Raw genomic sequence first — 16,482 nt, 5'->3', positions numbered from 1 at the left:
CGCATGTGTGGCGGGGAAGCCACGGAACCGCTCGGCCAGCGACCGACTCGCAGGGCGCCTGCTTGCCTGCAATGTCCCAGAAAACGACAACGCTTCCTGGAACCCTATACGTCCCCTCACGGTTGCCGATGGATACCCGTGGCAATGGAGCGGAGCGATGGGCCAGCCCGACCGTGCGTCCTTGCGCAAGATTGCAGTCGTCGTCGAAGGTGACGACGAGCAGCGCCATCTCCTCGGTACGATCTTTGAGGAATCCGACGTGCGGGTGATGGCCTGCGGCACCGCCGATGAAGCCGTGCGCCTGATGGAAAAAGTCGGCGGCGACGCTGTCTTTATGTTCGCGGACCTCACCGATTCGCGGGGACTGGCGCGGGAAGTCGAGAGCCGCTGGCCTCATACGTATCTCGTGACCACCCAACCTGCCGGCCGGCCGGACATGGCGCGCCCCAAACGGGCCAAGGAAATCGAAAGGCCGTGGCGGGCGCTCGACCTGATCGTTGAACTCGAGCGCGCCATCGCCGCGCATTGAGCCCCTTACGGCAAGCTCACCTTCGGACCAACCCGATCCAGTGCGCTGGAAAAGCGGGCAATCGCGTCGGCTATCCGCAGCCGCACGATCTGGTCGGCAAACGGGTCTTCACCTGGTGTCGCGAGCAGCCAGTTCTTCAAGGCGCGGATCGCGGCGCGCTCTGGCTCACTGGCCGGAAATACCCTCTGGCGGTCTGGTTTTTTCGGGGTCATGAAACCCTCCCTTGATTGAGCCGCCAACCGACGAATCGCCAGCGCCGTTCCAACACGCGCCGATCACGTTCCCGGAATCGTCACCCTCGCCTTGTCCGCTACGGTCGCGTTAAACGATTGTGTGCCGCACAAACTGACCCGCTCCTTCTTCGACCGCTCGGTCCATGAGGTCGCCCCCGACCTGATCGGGGCGTCGTTCCTTTTCAAGGGCGTCGGCGGGGTCATTGTCGAGGTCGAGGCCTATCACCACACCGACCCGGCCGCGCATTCATACCGGGGAGAGACGCCGCGCAACGCCGTGATGTTCGGACCGCCCGGCTTTGCCTATGTCTACCGCTCCTACGGCATTCACTGGTGCGTGAACTTCGTTTGCGAGGCGAAGGGCTCCGCGAGCGCGGTCCTGATCCGGGCCATCCAGCCGACGCAGGGGCTTGCCGCGATGAGACGGCGGCGCGGTATGGATGACGAGCGGCTGCTATGCGCAGGGCCAGGACGAATCTGCGAGGCCCTGGCGATCACCATCGCTCATAATGGATTGCCGCTTGATCGCGCTCCGTTCGAATTGCGCAGCCGGTCCGAACCGGTCGAGGTCGCCTCGGGCCCACGCATCGGCATCACCAAGGCGGCCGACCTGCCCTGGCGCTATGTGCTGAAGGGCTCGCGCTATCTGAGCAAGCCGCTCCGCCAGCCGGCGTAATCAATCGCCGGGCCCACCGGGGATGACCGAGCTCGTACCGGCGAAGTGCTTCTGCCAATGCGATGCGTGCTGATAATAGGCAATCACGTCGTGCGCCAAGACAGCGTCGACGTCTGCGCCGTACGCAGGCTTACCGTTGTGCCATTGCGTCACATCGCGGTGTGGGCCGAGGAGTACGAAGTCGTCTCCCCGGATCAGGCCGACCTTCTGATAATTCGAAATGAACGCGCGCGCGGGGCCTGTCTCGCCTGACTGATCGGCGCCGACGAAACGGCTGCGATAGCTCATGCCCAGCAGGCCGAGGATCGTCGGCGCGACGTCAATCTGACTGACAAGCCGATCGACGCGACGCTGTGACACGAAGCCGGGTGCGTAGAAGATTGCCGGGATGTGATAGCCGTCCGGATCGACTTCGATCTTTCCGGCGGAGGACGCTGTGTGATCGGCGACGAACACAAACAAGGTGTTTGCGAACCATGGCTTGTCGCGCGCCGCTTCCAGAAACCGTCCGATCGCATAGTCGGTGTATTTCACGCCGCCTTCGCGGGTCCGCTCGACGTCGTTCGCCGGCGTCGGTTTCCCGTGTGGCGGATCGATGCGGCCGGCGGGATATGTGTACGGTCTGTGGTTGGACACCGTCATCACATGCTGGAAGAAGGGCTGGCCGGTCGCATGGGACGCGTCGGCTTCGCGCAGCGCGCGCGCGAACAGATCCTCGTCGCACACGCCCCATGCATTGGAGAACGAAACCTCGCCGGCTTTGAACTGCGCCCGGTCGATCACGCGGTAGCCGTTGGCCGTGAAGAACGCGTTCATGTTGTCGAAATAGCCGTCGCCGCCGTAGAGATAGGTCGCGCTGTAGCCGTGGTCCCGCAGCACCGAGCCCAGCGAGAACAGATTTGCATTGCCGGGCCGGCGCAGGATCGATTGTCCCGGTGTCGGCGGCACCGACAGCGTTACGGCCTCGAGTCCGCGCACGGTGCGCGTGCCGGTGGCAAGCATATGCGTGAAGAACAGGGAGCGGTCCGCCAGCGCGTCGAGATTCGGGGTGAGCGCGAGCCGGTTGCCGAACCGGCTCATATACGACGCGCTCAGGCTCTCGATCGTCACCAGAACCACGTTCCTGTGCACCCGCACCGGCGCCGATTGAACGATGTCGCGCGTGATGTCTCCCGGCGCGTCCCCCGTGAAATGGACGCCCGGCTCGGCGACGAGTTCGCGGATGCGCGCATTCACCCGCGCGTCGTCGTCGATCGCATAAAAGCGGCGATAGTCGATCTCATTGTTGAAAAAGGCGCGCACCAGCGTGTAGACGCCGTTCGACGAAATCTCGTTGGCGTAGTTATTGCTCGACAGCGCCGTCCATTTCGACGTCGATGAATCGTTGATCGCGATTGCGGCGCCGGCAACAAGCAGCAGCATCGCGACGCGCCCGCCGAACGACGTCCCGTCGGGGGCGACGTCGAGATATCTGCGCATCGCGAACGTGAGGATCAGAGCGGCGGCGCCAAGTCCGGCGAGCAGCCAGACGACGGGGTAGGATTCCCGGATATTGCCGACCACCTCGCGGGTATAGACAAGATAATCCACCGCAATGAAATTGAAGCGTGCACCAAATTCATTGAAGAACAGCACCTCGCCTATCGTCACGAAGCCGACCAGAAACGCGGCAAAGACGAAACCCGAAAAGGTCATCACGCGATCGAAATGTCCGCCACGGAGCCGAGCCGGCAGAAGCGTCCAGTACAGCGTGCCTGGTATCAGCAAGACCAGAAGCACAGAGACATCGAACAAAAACCCGATCGCAAACGGACGCACGAGGTCCCATGGACCGTCGATGAAGTTCGTGCCAGCAATGATCGCGAGCAGCAAACGCAGCAGCGTCTGCGCCACAAGAAAAAGCGCGACAAACGGCCAAAACCGTATCACCCAGGCGCGCAGAGCGCGCCCGATCCTCCTCACCCGCATTGGCATGCACGACCCCCCGCGATGGAACCTATCCAAGCGTCCCCAATTGCGGTTCAATTTTGACCGACAGCAAGATGGGCTCGAAAATCGCCCCGGACTTCAGGCGGTCATAAAGCTGGGATTGCCTGCATAACGCGGGCTGATCGGCGGACCCGATCGATTACCGCAGCCATCAGTTCGCGTCTGCCCGTTTCACGTCCTTGATGTCGGTGAAGACGATGCCCGGCGCACGCTCGCGCGTGTAATCGAGATTGAACTGGTTGCGGGCGAGGAAGACAGGGTCGCCATCGAGATCGTCCGCGACGCTGGACGAATTGTTCTTCACGAAGGTCTCGAATGCTTTCGCTGCCTCCTTGGGATCGCCCTTCCCGTCCGGCGCGATCCAGCGCGCGAGCGTAAACTCGCTCTGATCCCAGCTCACTTCGAGGCCGTATTCGTCCATCAGCCGCACGCGGAGCACGTCGAGCTGCAACGGACCGACGACGCCGACCAGCGCCGGCGAACCGTCATGCGGCCGGAAAACCTGCACAACCCCCTCCTCCGCGAGCTGCTGCAAGGCCTCCTTCAGCTTTTTTGCCTTCATCGCATCGGGCAACCGCACCCGGCGCAGGATTTCGGGTGCGAAACTCGGCACCCCGAGGAAGTTGATGTCCTCGCCTTCGGTCAGCGTATCGCCGATGCGGACCGAGCCGTGGTTCGGGATGCCGACGACGTCCCCGGCATAGGCCTCCTCCGCAAGCGCACGATCCTTGGCGAAGAAGAATTGCGGCGCGTTCAGAGCGATCTGCTTGCCGGTCCTGATCTGCTTGACCTTCATGCCGCGCGTCAGCTTGCCCGAGCAGAGCCGGGCGAAGGCGATGCGATCGCGGTGGTTCGGGTCCATATTCGCCTGGATCTTGAACACAAAGGCCGACATTCGCGGCTCTTCGGCCTCGACGACACGCCGGTCGGCCTTCTGGTCGCGCGGCGGCGGCGCGACGCGCCCGAGTGCATCGAGAAGATCGCCAACCCCGAAATTCTTCAGCGCCGAACCGAAGAAGACCGGCGACAGATGGCCCTCGCGGAAAGCCTGCAGGTCGAAGCCGCGGCAGGCTTCACGGACCAGCTCGAACTCTCCCTCGATGGCAGACGCATCAAGATTCGGGTTGAGCGCTGCGACCTCGCGGATGCTCATCTGCCGCATGGCGCCGGACTTGCCGGCATCACCCTCCAGGAGCCGGACGCCGCCGGATTCGACTTCGATCGTGCCTGTGAAATCGCGGCCGCGCCCCACCGGCCAGTTGACCGGCGCAGTATCGAGCGCCAGCGTCTTCTCGATCTCGTCGAGGATCTCGAACGGATCGCGGCTCTCGCGATCCATCTTGTTGATGAAGGTGAGGATCGGAATGTCGCGCAGCCGGCAGACTTCGAAGAGCTTGCGGGTGCGCGCCTCGATGCCCTTCGCGGCGTCGATCACCATGACAGCGGAATCGACGGCGGTCAGCGTGCGATAGGTATCCTCCGAGAAGTCTTCGTGACCGGGCGTGTCCAGCAGGTTGAAGACATGCGCGCCGTATTCGAACGTCATCACCGACGTCACGACGGAAATCCCGCGCTCCTTCTCGATCGCCATCCAGTCGGATTGGGTGGTCTTTCGATTCCGCTTGGCCTTGACCTGGCCGGCAAGCTGGATCGCGCCGCCGAACAACAGCAGCTTTTCGGTCAGGGTCGTCTTGCCGGCGTCCGGATGCGAGATGATCGCGAAGGTGCGCCTCCGCTCGATTTCCGCGGCAAGCGGCGAAAGCGGGGCGTCGGATGGGGCGCGGAGCGGCATGGTCATGGCGGCTATGTACAGGCTGCAAGCGAGGATTCAACCGGCTTGTTGCCCGTGAAAGGGCCGCGCGCCAAGGTCCGACGTTGAGCGTCGAAGCGAGGCTCTATGCGCCGCCCCTGCGTTGGATAGAGGGCCGGCGGGTCATTGCGGACGAGATCAGTCCTGCAGGAAGGCGGGGCAATGGCCGTGGGCCTTCGCCCAAGCCTTCAGGTCCTCGCGCGTCACCTCGGTATTCCAGCCCGGATTGGCGCGTTCCTGCGCGATCATTTCCTTCGTGGCATGCGGCTTCGGGCTGATCGGCAAGGCGCCCGACTTGATCGCGTCCAGGATCGCCGCCGACCAGGCGACCGATTCCTGCGTATAGGGATGGCCCGGCTCAATGTCGCACCACAAGCGCGACGCATTGGAGACGTTCAGCTTGTTGACGAGCTTCCAGGCCGCATAATTCACCTTACGCGGCGCCTGCGCAACGGCGGGCGTTGAATTCAAATTCGTCAGCGCAAGCTGCGCCACGCACAAAAGGACGCCGGCCACGATCGTGCAATAACCGCCCATCAGCGCGAGCGGCACGGATACGCCTTCCTGAATCGCCCAGAGCGTGCATCCAACGGCAAACAGCAACGCGCCGGCGAACGGCACGATCTGTGACGGTCCGATCCGGCTTCGCAAGGTCTGAATGAAGCTGCGAAAGCCCTCATAACCGGCATCGTCCGAAGCTCCGGCGAGCACTGCCGTATGGGAAGAAGCGGCAGGTGTAGAGGACGAATTTGCCATGGCTGCTCTGTATCACATCGGAAGACGGGCAACGCGCGACGAATCAAAACGATGCACACCAGTTAATCGAAAGACCACGATGTCATCAACTGCGCGGTCGAACGGCGATGCGTCAGGACGACCATCGATCTCGCGGGTTAGCGCCCGTCATCAATAGGCGATGACGTATTCGCATCCCGATGCGGTCTGGAACTGTCGCGTGATCTCTCCGCTTGACAGATCGAATTCCAGCACCACCGCATCGTCGTGACAGCACAGGAAGGCGTGGCGGCCGTCCTGCGCAAAGCCAAATCCCATCGGCCCCTTGGGCGTTGCGATCGACGCAATCTGGGTCATCGACGCCGCATCGAAGATTGCGACATGATTGTCGAGCAGTGACGACACACAGACAAAATGCCCGTCGGGCGACACGCGGACGCGCTTGAGCTGGTTCGGCTTCCCCTCGCCGCCTGCGATGGCGACCGTCTTGCGCAGGGTTTCCGCGATAGCGTCGAAGACATAGAGCGTCGGCGAGCGATGCGCGCAGACGAAGAGACTGCGTCCGTCCGGGCTGACGCAAAGCCCTTCGGCGAGGTCCGGGATCGGCAGACGCCCTGTCATCGTCCGCTTCCTTCGATCGATGACAGCAACGAAGTCCGATGTCTTGCAGGAGGCGAAGACCTTGTCCGCTTCATGGCTGACGGCGAGCCAGTGCGCCGCCTTGCCGGTATCGACGCTGCGCAGGTCGCCGCTGACAGGATCGATGGCCAGCACCGCGTTGCCAAGCTCGGCCGTGGACCACAGCGTGCCGTCCCGATCCAGCATGACGCCATGCGGGGCGACATCGGCGCCGACATCGATCATCCGCGCGAGCGTCCGTCGTTCAAGATCGATCAGCGCAATGCGGCGGTCCGGATTGGCATTCCTGCCGAAGATCCCGCCGCCATAAACCGAGGCAAAAACCTGGCGGCCATCCGCCGACAGCACCATTTCGTGCGTCGACGCCGGCATGTCGATCTCGCCGGTCTTTTCGAGCGTTTCGGCATCGAAGAATTGGACCTTGTTCGCTGTCTTGCAGGTGACGACAAGACGCGGACCGCCGGGGCGGTTGTTGGGATCGATCATTGCCCGCTCATTCTGAACGACGCATCGAAGCCAAGCTCGCGCTTGGCCTTTTCGCTCGAAACCGCACCATCGTCTTCGGCGAGATTGTAGATTCCAGTCTTGCCGCGGGTCAGCGCCAGGAGCGCCGCCTGCGCTGCGGCCTCGACATGCAAGGGCGCGGCGCCCTGCGGCGTCTCGGTCCAGGTGCCGGGACCATAGAAGCGTCCGTAACGCAGCACGATGCCGTCGATCCCCTCGGTGCGCAGCACGGCGTCTTCCAGCGCGATCACGCCCTTCTGCGCCGGGTTGATCGGATGATCTTCGGTCAAGGGCCCCTCGCCCGGCGCATAGGCAAACGCGATGCTCTGCGCGATCACGCGCCGCACGCCATTGGTCAGAGCAGCATCGATCAGATTGCGTGTCCCCTCGATGCGCAGGCGCGCATTGGCTTCGAGTGCCGCGGGCAAGGCGGCCGGGTCGATGGTCTGGGGCAGATCGGTCAGCTGGTGAATGATCGCGTCCGGATGCGCGGTGTGGACCGCAAGCTTCAGCCGTTGCGCGTCATACGCATCGACCAGCACCGGGACGACCCCGATCGCTCGGAGCGCCGCAAGTTTGCTTTCCGACCGCGTCGTACCGGCGACCTCATGGCCCGCCTTTCGCAACAGCACGGCAAGGCGGCGCCCAACGACTCCGGTCGCGCCGGCGAGAAAGATTTTCAAGGTTGCACCTCCGGCATGCGCGCGAGGCCCGCCCGCAATTTCAGATCGAGCAAAAGTCCCGGCGGCACCGTATCAAGAACCGGCGTCACCGGCAGGCCCGCGGCCGACAGCATGTCGGCGACAAAATGATTGCAGACATTGAACATGTGAAAGGCGCGATCGGCGCGGAAGAACAGGCTCGGACCGTAAAGGCCGCGGCCCAGCACCTGAAGATGGCCTTTGGCCCCGTCGCTCAGCGCAAACGTGGCGTTGAGCGCCGACAGCATCCGCGCATAGCCCGCCTCACTGACATCGACGCGCACGATATCCGACGACCGGAACACCGCACGCGGGGTGTCCGGCAATCCGACGACATGGAGAACGGATTTGTTGTCCGGCCGAAACAGCGCCCGCGCCGCGAGTCCAAACTGCAGGTCGCCGACGGTCGGCACCGACGCATAGAAATCCTGCTCGCCCCACCCGATTTCAATGAAGGGATAGCCGCCGAACCGTTCCGCGAGCAGGCTCAGCGCGAGATCGCCGTTCTTCCTTACCACCGCCGCCACCTGACCGGTCGAAAGCGCGATGCCCGAATGATAGCCATGGCTGACGACGAAAATCTCAGTCGCCGGCTCGCCCGGCTTCGGCGGCCACAAGTCCGGATTGGACGGGCGCGCCGTGGCGCCGGCGAGTACAAGAATTGCGAGAGCGATTGCCGACAGACCGTAGCCGATGCCGCGGAACAGTCGGCGCATCGATCAAGCCGCGCCTTTGAGCCTTTCCAGCGCCTCCAGGATCTTGGCGCGGCGGCTTTCGGCTTCCTCGCGTTTCTCCTTCTCGCCCTCCACCACTTCCTCGGCGGCATTGGCGACGAATTTCGGATTGTTGAGTTTCTGATCGACCCGCGCGATGTCCGACTCAGCCTTGCTCAATTCTTTCTCGAGGCGCGCGCGTTCGACGTTGATGTCGATGACGCCCTTGAGGGGAAGCGCCGCGATCTCGCCCCGCACCAGAAGCTGCACGGCCCCCTCCGGCACCGATTTCATGAACATGAGTTCGGAGACGCGCGCCAGCCGCTTGACGAATTCCAGCCAGCGTTCTGCACGCGCCTGCGTCTCTTCGGAAACATTGACAAGCACGAGCGGCATCATTGTGGCCGGCGGGATATTCATCTCGGCGCGGACCGAGCGCACCGTCGAGATGAGATCGACCACCCAGCCGATCTCGGCCTCCGCCTCGGCATCGTCCAGTCCGGTATGTGAAGGCCAAGGTGTCAATGCCAGCATGTCGGGCCGCTCGTCACCATTGCGTGCGAGCTGGACTTCGCTGCCGGACATCCGCTCCGGCTCGACCGACACCGGTCCCGTGACCCACCACAATTCTTCGGTCACGAACGGCATGAAGGGATGCAGGAGCTTGACGATCTCGTCGCGCGCCCAGGCAACCATGGCGCGCGTCTCGGTCTTGGCCGCGCCGTCCGGGCCGGTCAGAACCGGCTTCGCCAATTCCAGATACCAGTCGCAATAGATATTCCAGACGAATCTGTAGGCCGCGGCGGCCGCCTCGTTGAACTTGTAGGCTTCGAGCGCCGCCGTGATCTCGCGCGCGGCCTTTGCGGTCTCGTGCGCAATCCAGCGATTGAGCACCTGCTTTGCCTGCCGCGGATCGAAGTCCGGAACGGTGACGCAGCCATTCATCTCGGCGAAGCGCGCCGCATTCCAGAGCTTGGTGGTGAAGTTGCGGTAACCTTCGACCCGCTGCGTCGACAGCTTGATGTCGCGGCCCTGCGCCGCCATCGCCGCGAGCGTGAAACGGAGCGCGTCGGCGCCGTATTTGTCGATCAGGTCGAGCGGGTCCATCACGTTGCCCTTCGACTTCGACATCTTGGCGCCCTTCTCGTCGCGGACGAGGGCGTGGATATAGACAGTGTGGAACGGCACTTCCTTCATGAAGTACAGCCCCATCATCATCATGCGCGCCACCCAGAAGAAGATGATGTCGAAGCCGGTGACCAGCACGTTGGTCGGGTAATAGCGCTTCAGCTCCTTGGTCTCCTCCGGCCAGCCGAGCGTCGAGAACGGCCAGAGCGCCGATGAAAACCAGGTGTCGAGCACATCCTCGTCGCGCGTGAGGTAAGTCGCGCGGCGCGCCGGATCCTGCGCGATCGCCTCGGCTTCGGCTTCGGTGATGTTTCCGTTCATCGTGTCGTAGGCGAGCGCGTCGGCGAGCGCCTCGTCTTCGGTCTCGGCGACATAGACCTTGCCGTCGGCGCCATACCAGGCCGGGATCTGATGGCCCCACCAGAGCTGACGTGACACGCACCACGGCTGGATGTTCTCCATCCACTCGTAGTAGGTTTTTTCCCAGTTCTTCGGCACGAAGGTGGTGCGGTCCTCGCGCACCGCGGCGATCGCTTCCTGCGCCAAGGTCTTGGCGTCGACATACCATTGATCGGTCAGGAATGGCTCGATCACGACGTTCGAGCGATCGCCATGCGGCACCATGTGCGTGTTCGGCTCGATCTTGTCGAGGAGGCCCTTCTCTTCCATGCGCTGGACGATGACCTTGCGCGCCGCAAAGCGATCCATGCCGTGCATCGCAAGCGTGTCCTCGAGATCGGCGGAGGGCTCGAGGCCCGCGAGGAAATCCTCATTGTCCTTGAGGTTCAGCTTCCCCTCGATGTCGAGGATATTGACCATCGGCAAGTCGTGCCGCTTGCCGACCTCGAAATCGTTGAAGTCGTGCGCAGGCGTGATCTTCACCGCGCCTGTGCCTTTCTCGGGATCGGCATAATCGTCGCCGACGATCGGGATGCGGCGTCCGACCAGCGGCAGGATCGCATTGCGCCCGATCAGATGCCTGAGCTTCTCGTTCTCGGGATGCACCGCGACCGCGGTGTCGCCCAGCATCGTCTCCGGACGCGTGGTCGCAACGATGATGAATTCGCCCGGCAGGCCCTCGATCGGGTATTTGAGGTGCCAGAGGTTGCCCTTCACCTCGACCTGCTGCACTTCGAGGTCCGAAATCGCGGTGAGGAGCTTTGGGTCCCAGTTGACCAGCCGCTTGTCCTTGTAGATCAGGCCGGCGCGATAGAGCTCAACGAAAACCTTGAGCACGGCCTTGGACAGGCCCTCATCCATCGTGAAGCGTTCGCGCGACCAGTCGCAGGACGCCCCGAGCCGTTTGAGCTGATTGATGATGGTGCCGCCCGATTCGGCCTTCCATTCCCAGACGCGCTCAAGGAACTTCTCGCGGCCCATCGTGCGGCGATCAGGCTGCTGACGCTCCATCAATTGCCGCTCGACCACCATCTGGGTCGCAATACCCGCATGGTCGGTGCCGACCTGCCAGAGCACGTCGCGACCGCGCATGCGCTCGAACCGGCACAGGATGTCCTGCAAGGTGTTGTTGAGCGCATGGCCCATATGCAATGAGCCGGTCACGTTCGGCGGCGGGATGACGATACAATAGGGCTTCGCGTCGGCGCGGTCGGGCCGGCCGGCCTGGAACGCCAGGGCATTTTCCCAAGCCTGCGAAATGCGCGGCTCCACGTCGGACGGCTGATAGGTCTTGTCGATCATCTGGAAATCGGGGTTTCTGCGGCTTGCAGGCGCGGGCTACAAAGCCCGCCGCATACGAACTGTCAACAATCGCGCGGCTCAACCATGCCGCACGGAAACGATAAAATCGTGACCAATCCCGTCACTGCCAGTCCGAGCCGGGCGATTTTTCTGCTGTCACTTGCCGGCTTCGCCAGCCAGGCCATGGTGCGGGTGTCGGATTCGCTCTTGCCGCAGATCGCGGCCGACCTTGCCGTCACGGTCGGGGCAGCATCGATCGTGGTGACCGCTTACGGACTGGCGCACGGCACCGTGCAATTGTTCGGCGGCGAAATCGGTGACCGGCTCGGCAAATATTACGCGGTGGCGATGCTCAGCGCGATCGCGGCGGTTGCGACGATGCTGTGCGGAATTGCGACGTCTCTCGGCAGTCTCGTCTTCTACCGGCTGCTGTGCGGCCTTGCCGCTGGCTGCGTCATTCCGCTGGCCATGGCCTTTATCGGCGACGTCGTGCCCTATGATCAACGTCAGCCGGTGTTGGGGCGCTATCTCACCGGGCAGATTTCCGGGCTTCTGTTCGGTCAGGTCGCAGGCGGCGTGCTTGGCGATCTGTTCGGATGGCGCAACGTGTTTTTCATCCTCGGTGGAATTTTCGCGCTCGCCGCCGCAGCTCTGGTGGCTGAACTCGTCTTCAATCCGGCAACCCGGGCCTCGAGCGCGCGTGCGCATCGCAAAGGCGGCCTGATCGCCGAATACAGGATCGTGCTGAGTTCGCGCTGGGCGCGCTTCCTCACCATCAGTGTGTTCTTCGAAGCCGCCCTGCTCTACGCCGTGCTGTCATTCATTGGCGCCGACCTGCATCTGCGCTTCGATCTCAGTTTCACGATGGTCGGGGTGGTGGTCGGGTTCTTCGCCGCCGGCGGGCTGATCTATACCTTTTCAGTCAAGCGGCTGGTCAATCGGCTGGGCCAGATCGGACTCGTCATGACGGGCGGGAGCCTCGTTTCAGCCGGCTTCCTGATCCTGTCCTTTCAGCCGGTCTGGTGGTTCGCGCCACTGGCGACCACGTTGATCGGACTTGGCTTCTACATGGTCCACAACACCCTGCAGACCAACGCCACACAGATGGCACCGCAGGCGCGCGCGACCGCGCTCGCGATCTTCTCGTCGGCTCTTTACATGGGGATCACGGCAGGCGTCGCTCTGGCGGCGCTGATCGTGGACCGCTACGGCGCGGTCCCGATTTTCCTGATCTCCGCGGTCGGGTTTCCGCTGCTCTGCGTCATTTTCGCGCGCGGCCTGGCAAGGCGCCGGCAGGCCGCCGCACAGACGGACTAGCGCCCGCGCGACACCCGCTCGATCTCGGCGCGCACCAACCGCTCGACCAGACTGGGCAGATTGTCATCAAGCCATGCCTTCAACATCGGGCGCAGCATGTCCTTGACGAGATCGTCCAGCGTTCGGGCGTTCTGAGTGAGCACGGTATGGGTCAGTGAGGCGAACGCGCTGTCGACGGCCGCGGTCGCGGAGCGGGAGAGCAGAGGCTGATCGTATTCCATCTGCTGCGCCAGCGTCTGGCGCGCCTCTTCCAGCGGGTCTGCGGCAGGCTCCTCCTCGGCGACGGCCAGCACGTCGGGCTCCGGCTCCGGCACTTCAACCGAAACCGTTTCGCCTTCCTGCTCGACGCTCTCCGAGAAAATCACGTCGGGCTGCGCATCGACGGTCGTGAAACTCAGCACCGGGGGCGGCTCGGGCGCGCGCATGTCCTCGGTCAATTCGAGAACATCAGGCGCGGGCTCTCGTGCCGGTTCGGGCGCAGCGGCTGGCCGCGGTGGCGCCGGCGGAACCTCGCGCAGGAAATCCGTCGGCGATGGCGGTAGCACGGGCATCGGTGCGACCGTCGCCACTGCGGCAGGTTCCGGGTTGGATGGCGGCGGAGGCGCCTTCGCGTCGTCATCGGCAATTATTCTGCGGATTGACGCGAGGATCTCCTCCATCGACGGTTCGTGCGATTTTGCCGCTTGATTCATTGCGCCTCGTTTCGTCGCTGAGAATCGCTGCGCGCCTGCCCAGTCAGGCGCGCCGGAGTGTCCTTGCGTTGCTCAAATGCGAATCAACAACGCAACTATCGCCTGTTTTTGTGAGTCGGGGGAGTGTCGCGCGCCCTCTTCGCCGCCCTGTCGAAGGACGCGCGGGCCGTGGGAACGAATCAAACCGTGGCGTCCTGCGCAGACGCGCAGCGCGGTGTCGCCGTCGAAGACGTTGAGGGGTTAGGGGTTACCGGCCGTCCGGTGTGCGGATGCCGATCCAGGCATCACGCACCTGCTGGTAATGGATCATCGGGTCGTAGAGCGGGACCTGCAGGCCGAGGACCGGCACGGACAGCCGGCCGACTGCGGACAGCAAGGTATATGACGCGACGACACGGTCGCGCTGAGCCGTCACCAAGGCAACGCGCGCATTCAGAAGCTCTTGCGTGGCGTTCAGGACATCGAGGGTCGTGCGCTGGCCGACGCGCGCTTCCTCGCGCACGCCGTTGAGCGCGATTTCGGCGGCGGTCACCTGCGAACGGGTCGCGTCGATCTGCGCCTTCGCGGCGTCGAGTTGGCCCCATGACTGGACCACATTGGCCCTGGCCTGGTCGCGGTTGATCGCAAGTTCGAGCCGACGCTGCCCGACGGTTTCCTTGGCCTGGCGGATCAGCGAGTATTCCGCACCGCCCTGATAGATCGGGACCGTGACCTGCCCAACCACACTCGCAGACATCTGGGTCTGCACCGAGTCGGAGGTGTGCCAGGCCTGCTGAACGTTGCCGGTGAGCGTCACCACCGGATACAGCGAGCCTTCATTGACCCTGACCTGCAGCTGCGCAACGTCGACGCCGTATTCGGCGGCCTGGACCGACGGATTCTCCGACTGGCCCTGCGCGACCGCGAGGTCGAGCGAATTCGGAACGAAGCGGTCGACCGGCGTCCCATTGGCAAGGCGACCCGGATCGACGCCGATGACCCTGCGATAGGCGGCGCGGGACGTCGTCAGATTCGCTTGCGCGGTGAGGAATTGCGACTGCGCCGCCGCCACCCGCGATTCGGCCTGCGCGACGTCGGTGCGCGTGACTTCGCCGACATTGAAGCGGTCGCGAGTCTGACGCAGCTGCTCCTGGATCACCTCGACGTTTCGCCGCTGCAATTCGAGCACCGCGGTATCCCGCAGCACGTTCATGTAGACCGTCGCGGCGTCGAGCAGGACCGTCTGCTCGATGACACGCAGGGTCTCACGCGCGGCGAACACCTGCGCTTCCGCCTGACGGGTCCGGTTCGCGGTCTGGAAGCCGTTGAACAACGTCTGTTGCAGCTGTGCGCCGACACTTGCTGGATTAAAGCGGGTCGACTCGCGACCCCGGCGGGACGATGGCGTATTCAGCGTCGGAACCGCGGCCTCGGTCCGGGTGTCGGTCCAGGTGACGCCATTGCTGTAGCTGCCGCTGACCCGCGGCCGATAACCGGACAGCGCTTGCGGAACGGCTTCGTCGGTCGCGCGGAGCAGTGCCCGCTGCGCGTTGATCTGCGGATTGTTCTGGTAGGCCTGCACCAGCGCTTGTTCGAGGGTCGTCGCGCCGCCTGCCCCGCCGCCCGTACGGACGCCCGCGCCAGCAACTCGACGGTCAGCAGCATAGCTCGCAGTCCAGACCGTCACGAGCGCAGCGGCCAGCAACAACGATCCAGCACGCGCCAGTGACATTACTTCCCCCACATAACCCCAAGCCCCCGCACGAAGCCCCTTGCGGCGCCCCCGGGCACTTTACGGCTCGTTAACTTATAGCGGTCCGGCAAGGGGTTTGAAGCCCCGCGCGCTCTTCTCAACGAAAGAATGCGCAAACTGAGTATTTCGGGATACACGTGCCCCAAATCGGGTCAGAACGAGAAGGCCCGGGGCTTCGCAAAGCCCGGCAAGACCGTACCGGCGGCGTCGAAAACGACTCGCGGGGTGACGTCCTCGCCGTCGCGGCGGAGAACAACGACCTTGGCCGCCGGCCCGTCGCCGCTGATGCAGACCAGCCTGCCCCGGTCGGCGAGCTGGCGGCAAAGCGCCTCCGGTTCCTGTTCGGTCGCCCCCTCCAGGAGGATTGCGTCATACGGCGCCTGGGCCGCATAACCGTCGGTGAGCTTCCCCTCGACAACCTTGACGTTCGGCAGGTCAGCGAGAGCACCCTTGGCGTGCGCTGCGAGGCGCGGCTCCTCCTCCAGGGCGAACACCGCCTTGCCCAGGCTGGCCAGAACGGCCGCGGCGTACCCGCCGGCGCATCCGACATCCAGAACCGTGTCCTCGGCCGACACTTCGAGAGCCTGCAGCATCTTCGCCAGGACCATCGGTCGCAGCAGGCGCCGTCCGCCCCGTTCTACCGGAAGGTCAAGGTCGAGATAGGCCAGCTGGGCCTGCTCGGGCGGCAGGAAGCGCTCCCGCGGGAGCTCCAGCATGGCTTGCAGAATGGATCGGTCGGTGACATCGGCGGTACGGATTTGACCGTCCACCATCATGCGGCGCTGAATCGCGTAATCGGCCATGGTTTCGTCCGGACAGAGGCGTGACGCTTCTGCGGCAGCACATCGGAAAACGCAAGATCGCATGTTGCCATGCGGGGCGGACTCTGTGTTGCCCGTGTGCCGGCAGTCCTATATGACCACACGGCGAGCGGCGACGTGGCGGAGTGGTTACGCAGCGGTCTGCAAAACCGTTTACACCGGTTCAATTCCGGTCGTCGCCTCCACTTCCTTTCCGGAATGGATCCGGATTGTCTAAAGGCTTGCAATCGAGCGAGGCTTTGTTATAGCCGCGCGGCGTTCCCCGGTAGCTCAGTGGTAGAGCAACCGGCTGTTAACCGGTTGGTCGCTGGTTCGAATCCGGCCCGGGGAGCCAAACTAAATTCAATCGCTTCGTGTGATGCCCCCTTCGGGGCATTTTCATTTTGCGCGGTCAGCGCGTCCGCGTGGGGACCCTACGGGCGGACTTCCCCTTATAAAAATTTGAGTCGCAGGGTCGCCCGGACAGTCGAGTCGGTGACGGATTGTCGTTTGAGGCCCGCCCGTGACAGAGCGGGCCCGTGACCTGGCGGCGCCGTTACGCGGTTCGTCCAGAATCGGACTT

Annotated in this window: 13 protein-coding genes, 2 tRNA genes and 1 pseudogene; 5 read left to right on the top strand and 11 right to left on the bottom strand. The window is 63.7% G+C overall.

Going from position 1 to position 16,482, the window contains the following annotated elements; all coding sequences use genetic code 11:
• Positions 1 to 157 precede the first annotated feature (157 nt).
• Positions 158 to 529, top strand: coding sequence for a hypothetical protein (locus VN004_RS07455; protein WP_325608529.1), 372 nt, complete (start codon positions 158 to 160; stop codon positions 527 to 529).
• 5 nt (positions 530 to 534) lie between these two features.
• Here the strand turns inward: VN004_RS07455 and VN004_RS07450 are convergent, their stop codons facing one another.
• Positions 535 to 741 carry a hypothetical protein gene (locus VN004_RS07450; RefSeq protein WP_325608527.1) on the bottom strand — a complete coding sequence of 69 codons (207 nt, stop codon included), beginning with the start codon at positions 739 to 741 and terminating at the stop codon, positions 535 to 537.
• Between the two features lie 121 nt (positions 742 to 862).
• Between VN004_RS07450 and VN004_RS07445 the strand changes: the two genes are divergently transcribed.
• Complete coding sequence (locus tag VN004_RS07445) at positions 863 to 1,438, top strand: DNA-3-methyladenine glycosylase (protein WP_325608525.1); 576 nt, start codon at positions 863 to 865, stop codon at positions 1,436 to 1,438.
• Here the strand turns inward: VN004_RS07445 and VN004_RS07440 are convergent, their stop codons facing one another.
• From VN004_RS07440 to VN004_RS07410, 7 genes are all read right to left on the bottom strand, one after another.
• Entirely contained in the window at positions 1,439 to 3,331 is a 1,893-nt protein-coding gene (locus VN004_RS07440; protein ID WP_325608523.1) for an LTA synthase family protein, read from the bottom strand.
• A 247-nt stretch (positions 3,332 to 3,578) separates the two neighbouring features.
• On the bottom strand, positions 3,579 to 5,225 hold the full coding sequence (locus VN004_RS07435) for a peptide chain release factor 3 (RefSeq protein ID WP_325608521.1): 1,647 nt from the start codon (positions 5,223 to 5,225) through the stop codon (positions 3,579 to 3,581).
• Between the two features lie 150 nt (positions 5,226 to 5,375).
• Positions 5,376 to 5,993, bottom strand: coding sequence for a hypothetical protein (locus tag VN004_RS07430; RefSeq protein ID WP_325608519.1), 618 nt, complete (start codon positions 5,991 to 5,993; stop codon positions 5,376 to 5,378).
• 150 nt (positions 5,994 to 6,143) lie between these two features.
• On the bottom strand, positions 6,144 to 7,097 hold the full coding sequence (locus VN004_RS07425; protein ID WP_325608517.1) for a YncE family protein: 954 nt from the start codon (positions 7,095 to 7,097) through the stop codon (positions 6,144 to 6,146).
• Complete coding sequence (locus tag VN004_RS07420) at positions 7,094 to 7,798, bottom strand: NAD(P)-dependent oxidoreductase (protein WP_325608515.1); 705 nt, start codon at positions 7,796 to 7,798, stop codon at positions 7,094 to 7,096. Before VN004_RS07420 ends, VN004_RS07425 begins: the two co-directional genes overlap by 4 nt.
• Complete coding sequence (locus tag VN004_RS07415) at positions 7,795 to 8,532, bottom strand: DUF2459 domain-containing protein (RefSeq protein WP_325608513.1); 738 nt, start codon at positions 8,530 to 8,532, stop codon at positions 7,795 to 7,797. Before VN004_RS07415 ends, VN004_RS07420 begins: the two co-directional genes overlap by 4 nt.
• Before the next feature lie 3 nt (positions 8,533 to 8,535).
• Complete coding sequence (locus VN004_RS07410; RefSeq protein ID WP_325608511.1) at positions 8,536 to 11,358, bottom strand: valine--tRNA ligase; 2,823 nt, start codon at positions 11,356 to 11,358, stop codon at positions 8,536 to 8,538.
• A 108-nt stretch (positions 11,359 to 11,466) separates the two neighbouring features.
• Between VN004_RS07410 and VN004_RS07405 the strand changes: the two genes are divergently transcribed.
• Positions 11,467 to 12,675, top strand: a complete 1,209-nt coding sequence (locus VN004_RS07405; RefSeq protein ID WP_325608509.1) for an MFS transporter — start codon at positions 11,467 to 11,469, stop codon at positions 12,673 to 12,675.
• Here the strand turns inward: VN004_RS07405 and VN004_RS07400 are convergent.
• From VN004_RS07400 to VN004_RS07390, 3 genes and pseudogenes are all read right to left on the bottom strand, one after another.
• A pseudogene (locus VN004_RS07400) lies at positions 12,672 to 13,124 on the bottom strand (PopZ family protein); the annotation flags it as partial. The gene VN004_RS07405 and the pseudogene VN004_RS07400 overlap by 4 nt on opposite strands.
• A 490-nt stretch (positions 13,125 to 13,614) precedes the next feature.
• Positions 13,615 to 15,078 (bottom strand): TolC family outer membrane protein, encoded by a 1,464-nt coding sequence (locus VN004_RS07395; protein ID WP_325608505.1) that lies wholly within the window; start codon positions 15,076 to 15,078, stop codon positions 13,615 to 13,617.
• Positions 15,079 to 15,251: 173 nt separating this feature from the next.
• Positions 15,252 to 15,902 carry a protein-L-isoaspartate O-methyltransferase gene (locus VN004_RS07390; protein WP_325608502.1) on the bottom strand — a complete coding sequence of 217 codons (651 nt, stop codon included), beginning with the start codon at positions 15,900 to 15,902 and terminating at the stop codon, positions 15,252 to 15,254.
• Between the two features lie 129 nt (positions 15,903 to 16,031).
• On the opposite strand from VN004_RS07390, the gene VN004_RS07385 reads away from it, so the two are divergent.
• Positions 16,032 to 16,105, top strand: a tRNA-Cys gene (locus tag VN004_RS07385).
• A 74-nt stretch (positions 16,106 to 16,179) separates the two neighbouring features.
• Positions 16,180 to 16,254: transfer RNA gene (locus tag VN004_RS07380), tRNA-Asn, on the top strand.
• Positions 16,255 to 16,482 lie beyond the last annotated feature (228 nt).

Source organism: Pseudorhodoplanes sp., from assembly GCF_035565855.1.
In the GTDB taxonomy this organism is placed as follows: Bacteria; Pseudomonadota; Alphaproteobacteria; order Rhizobiales; family Xanthobacteraceae; genus Pseudorhodoplanes.
Note: the sequence above shows the minus strand (reverse complement) of the source record. Positions and strands in the feature narration are given on the sequence as shown.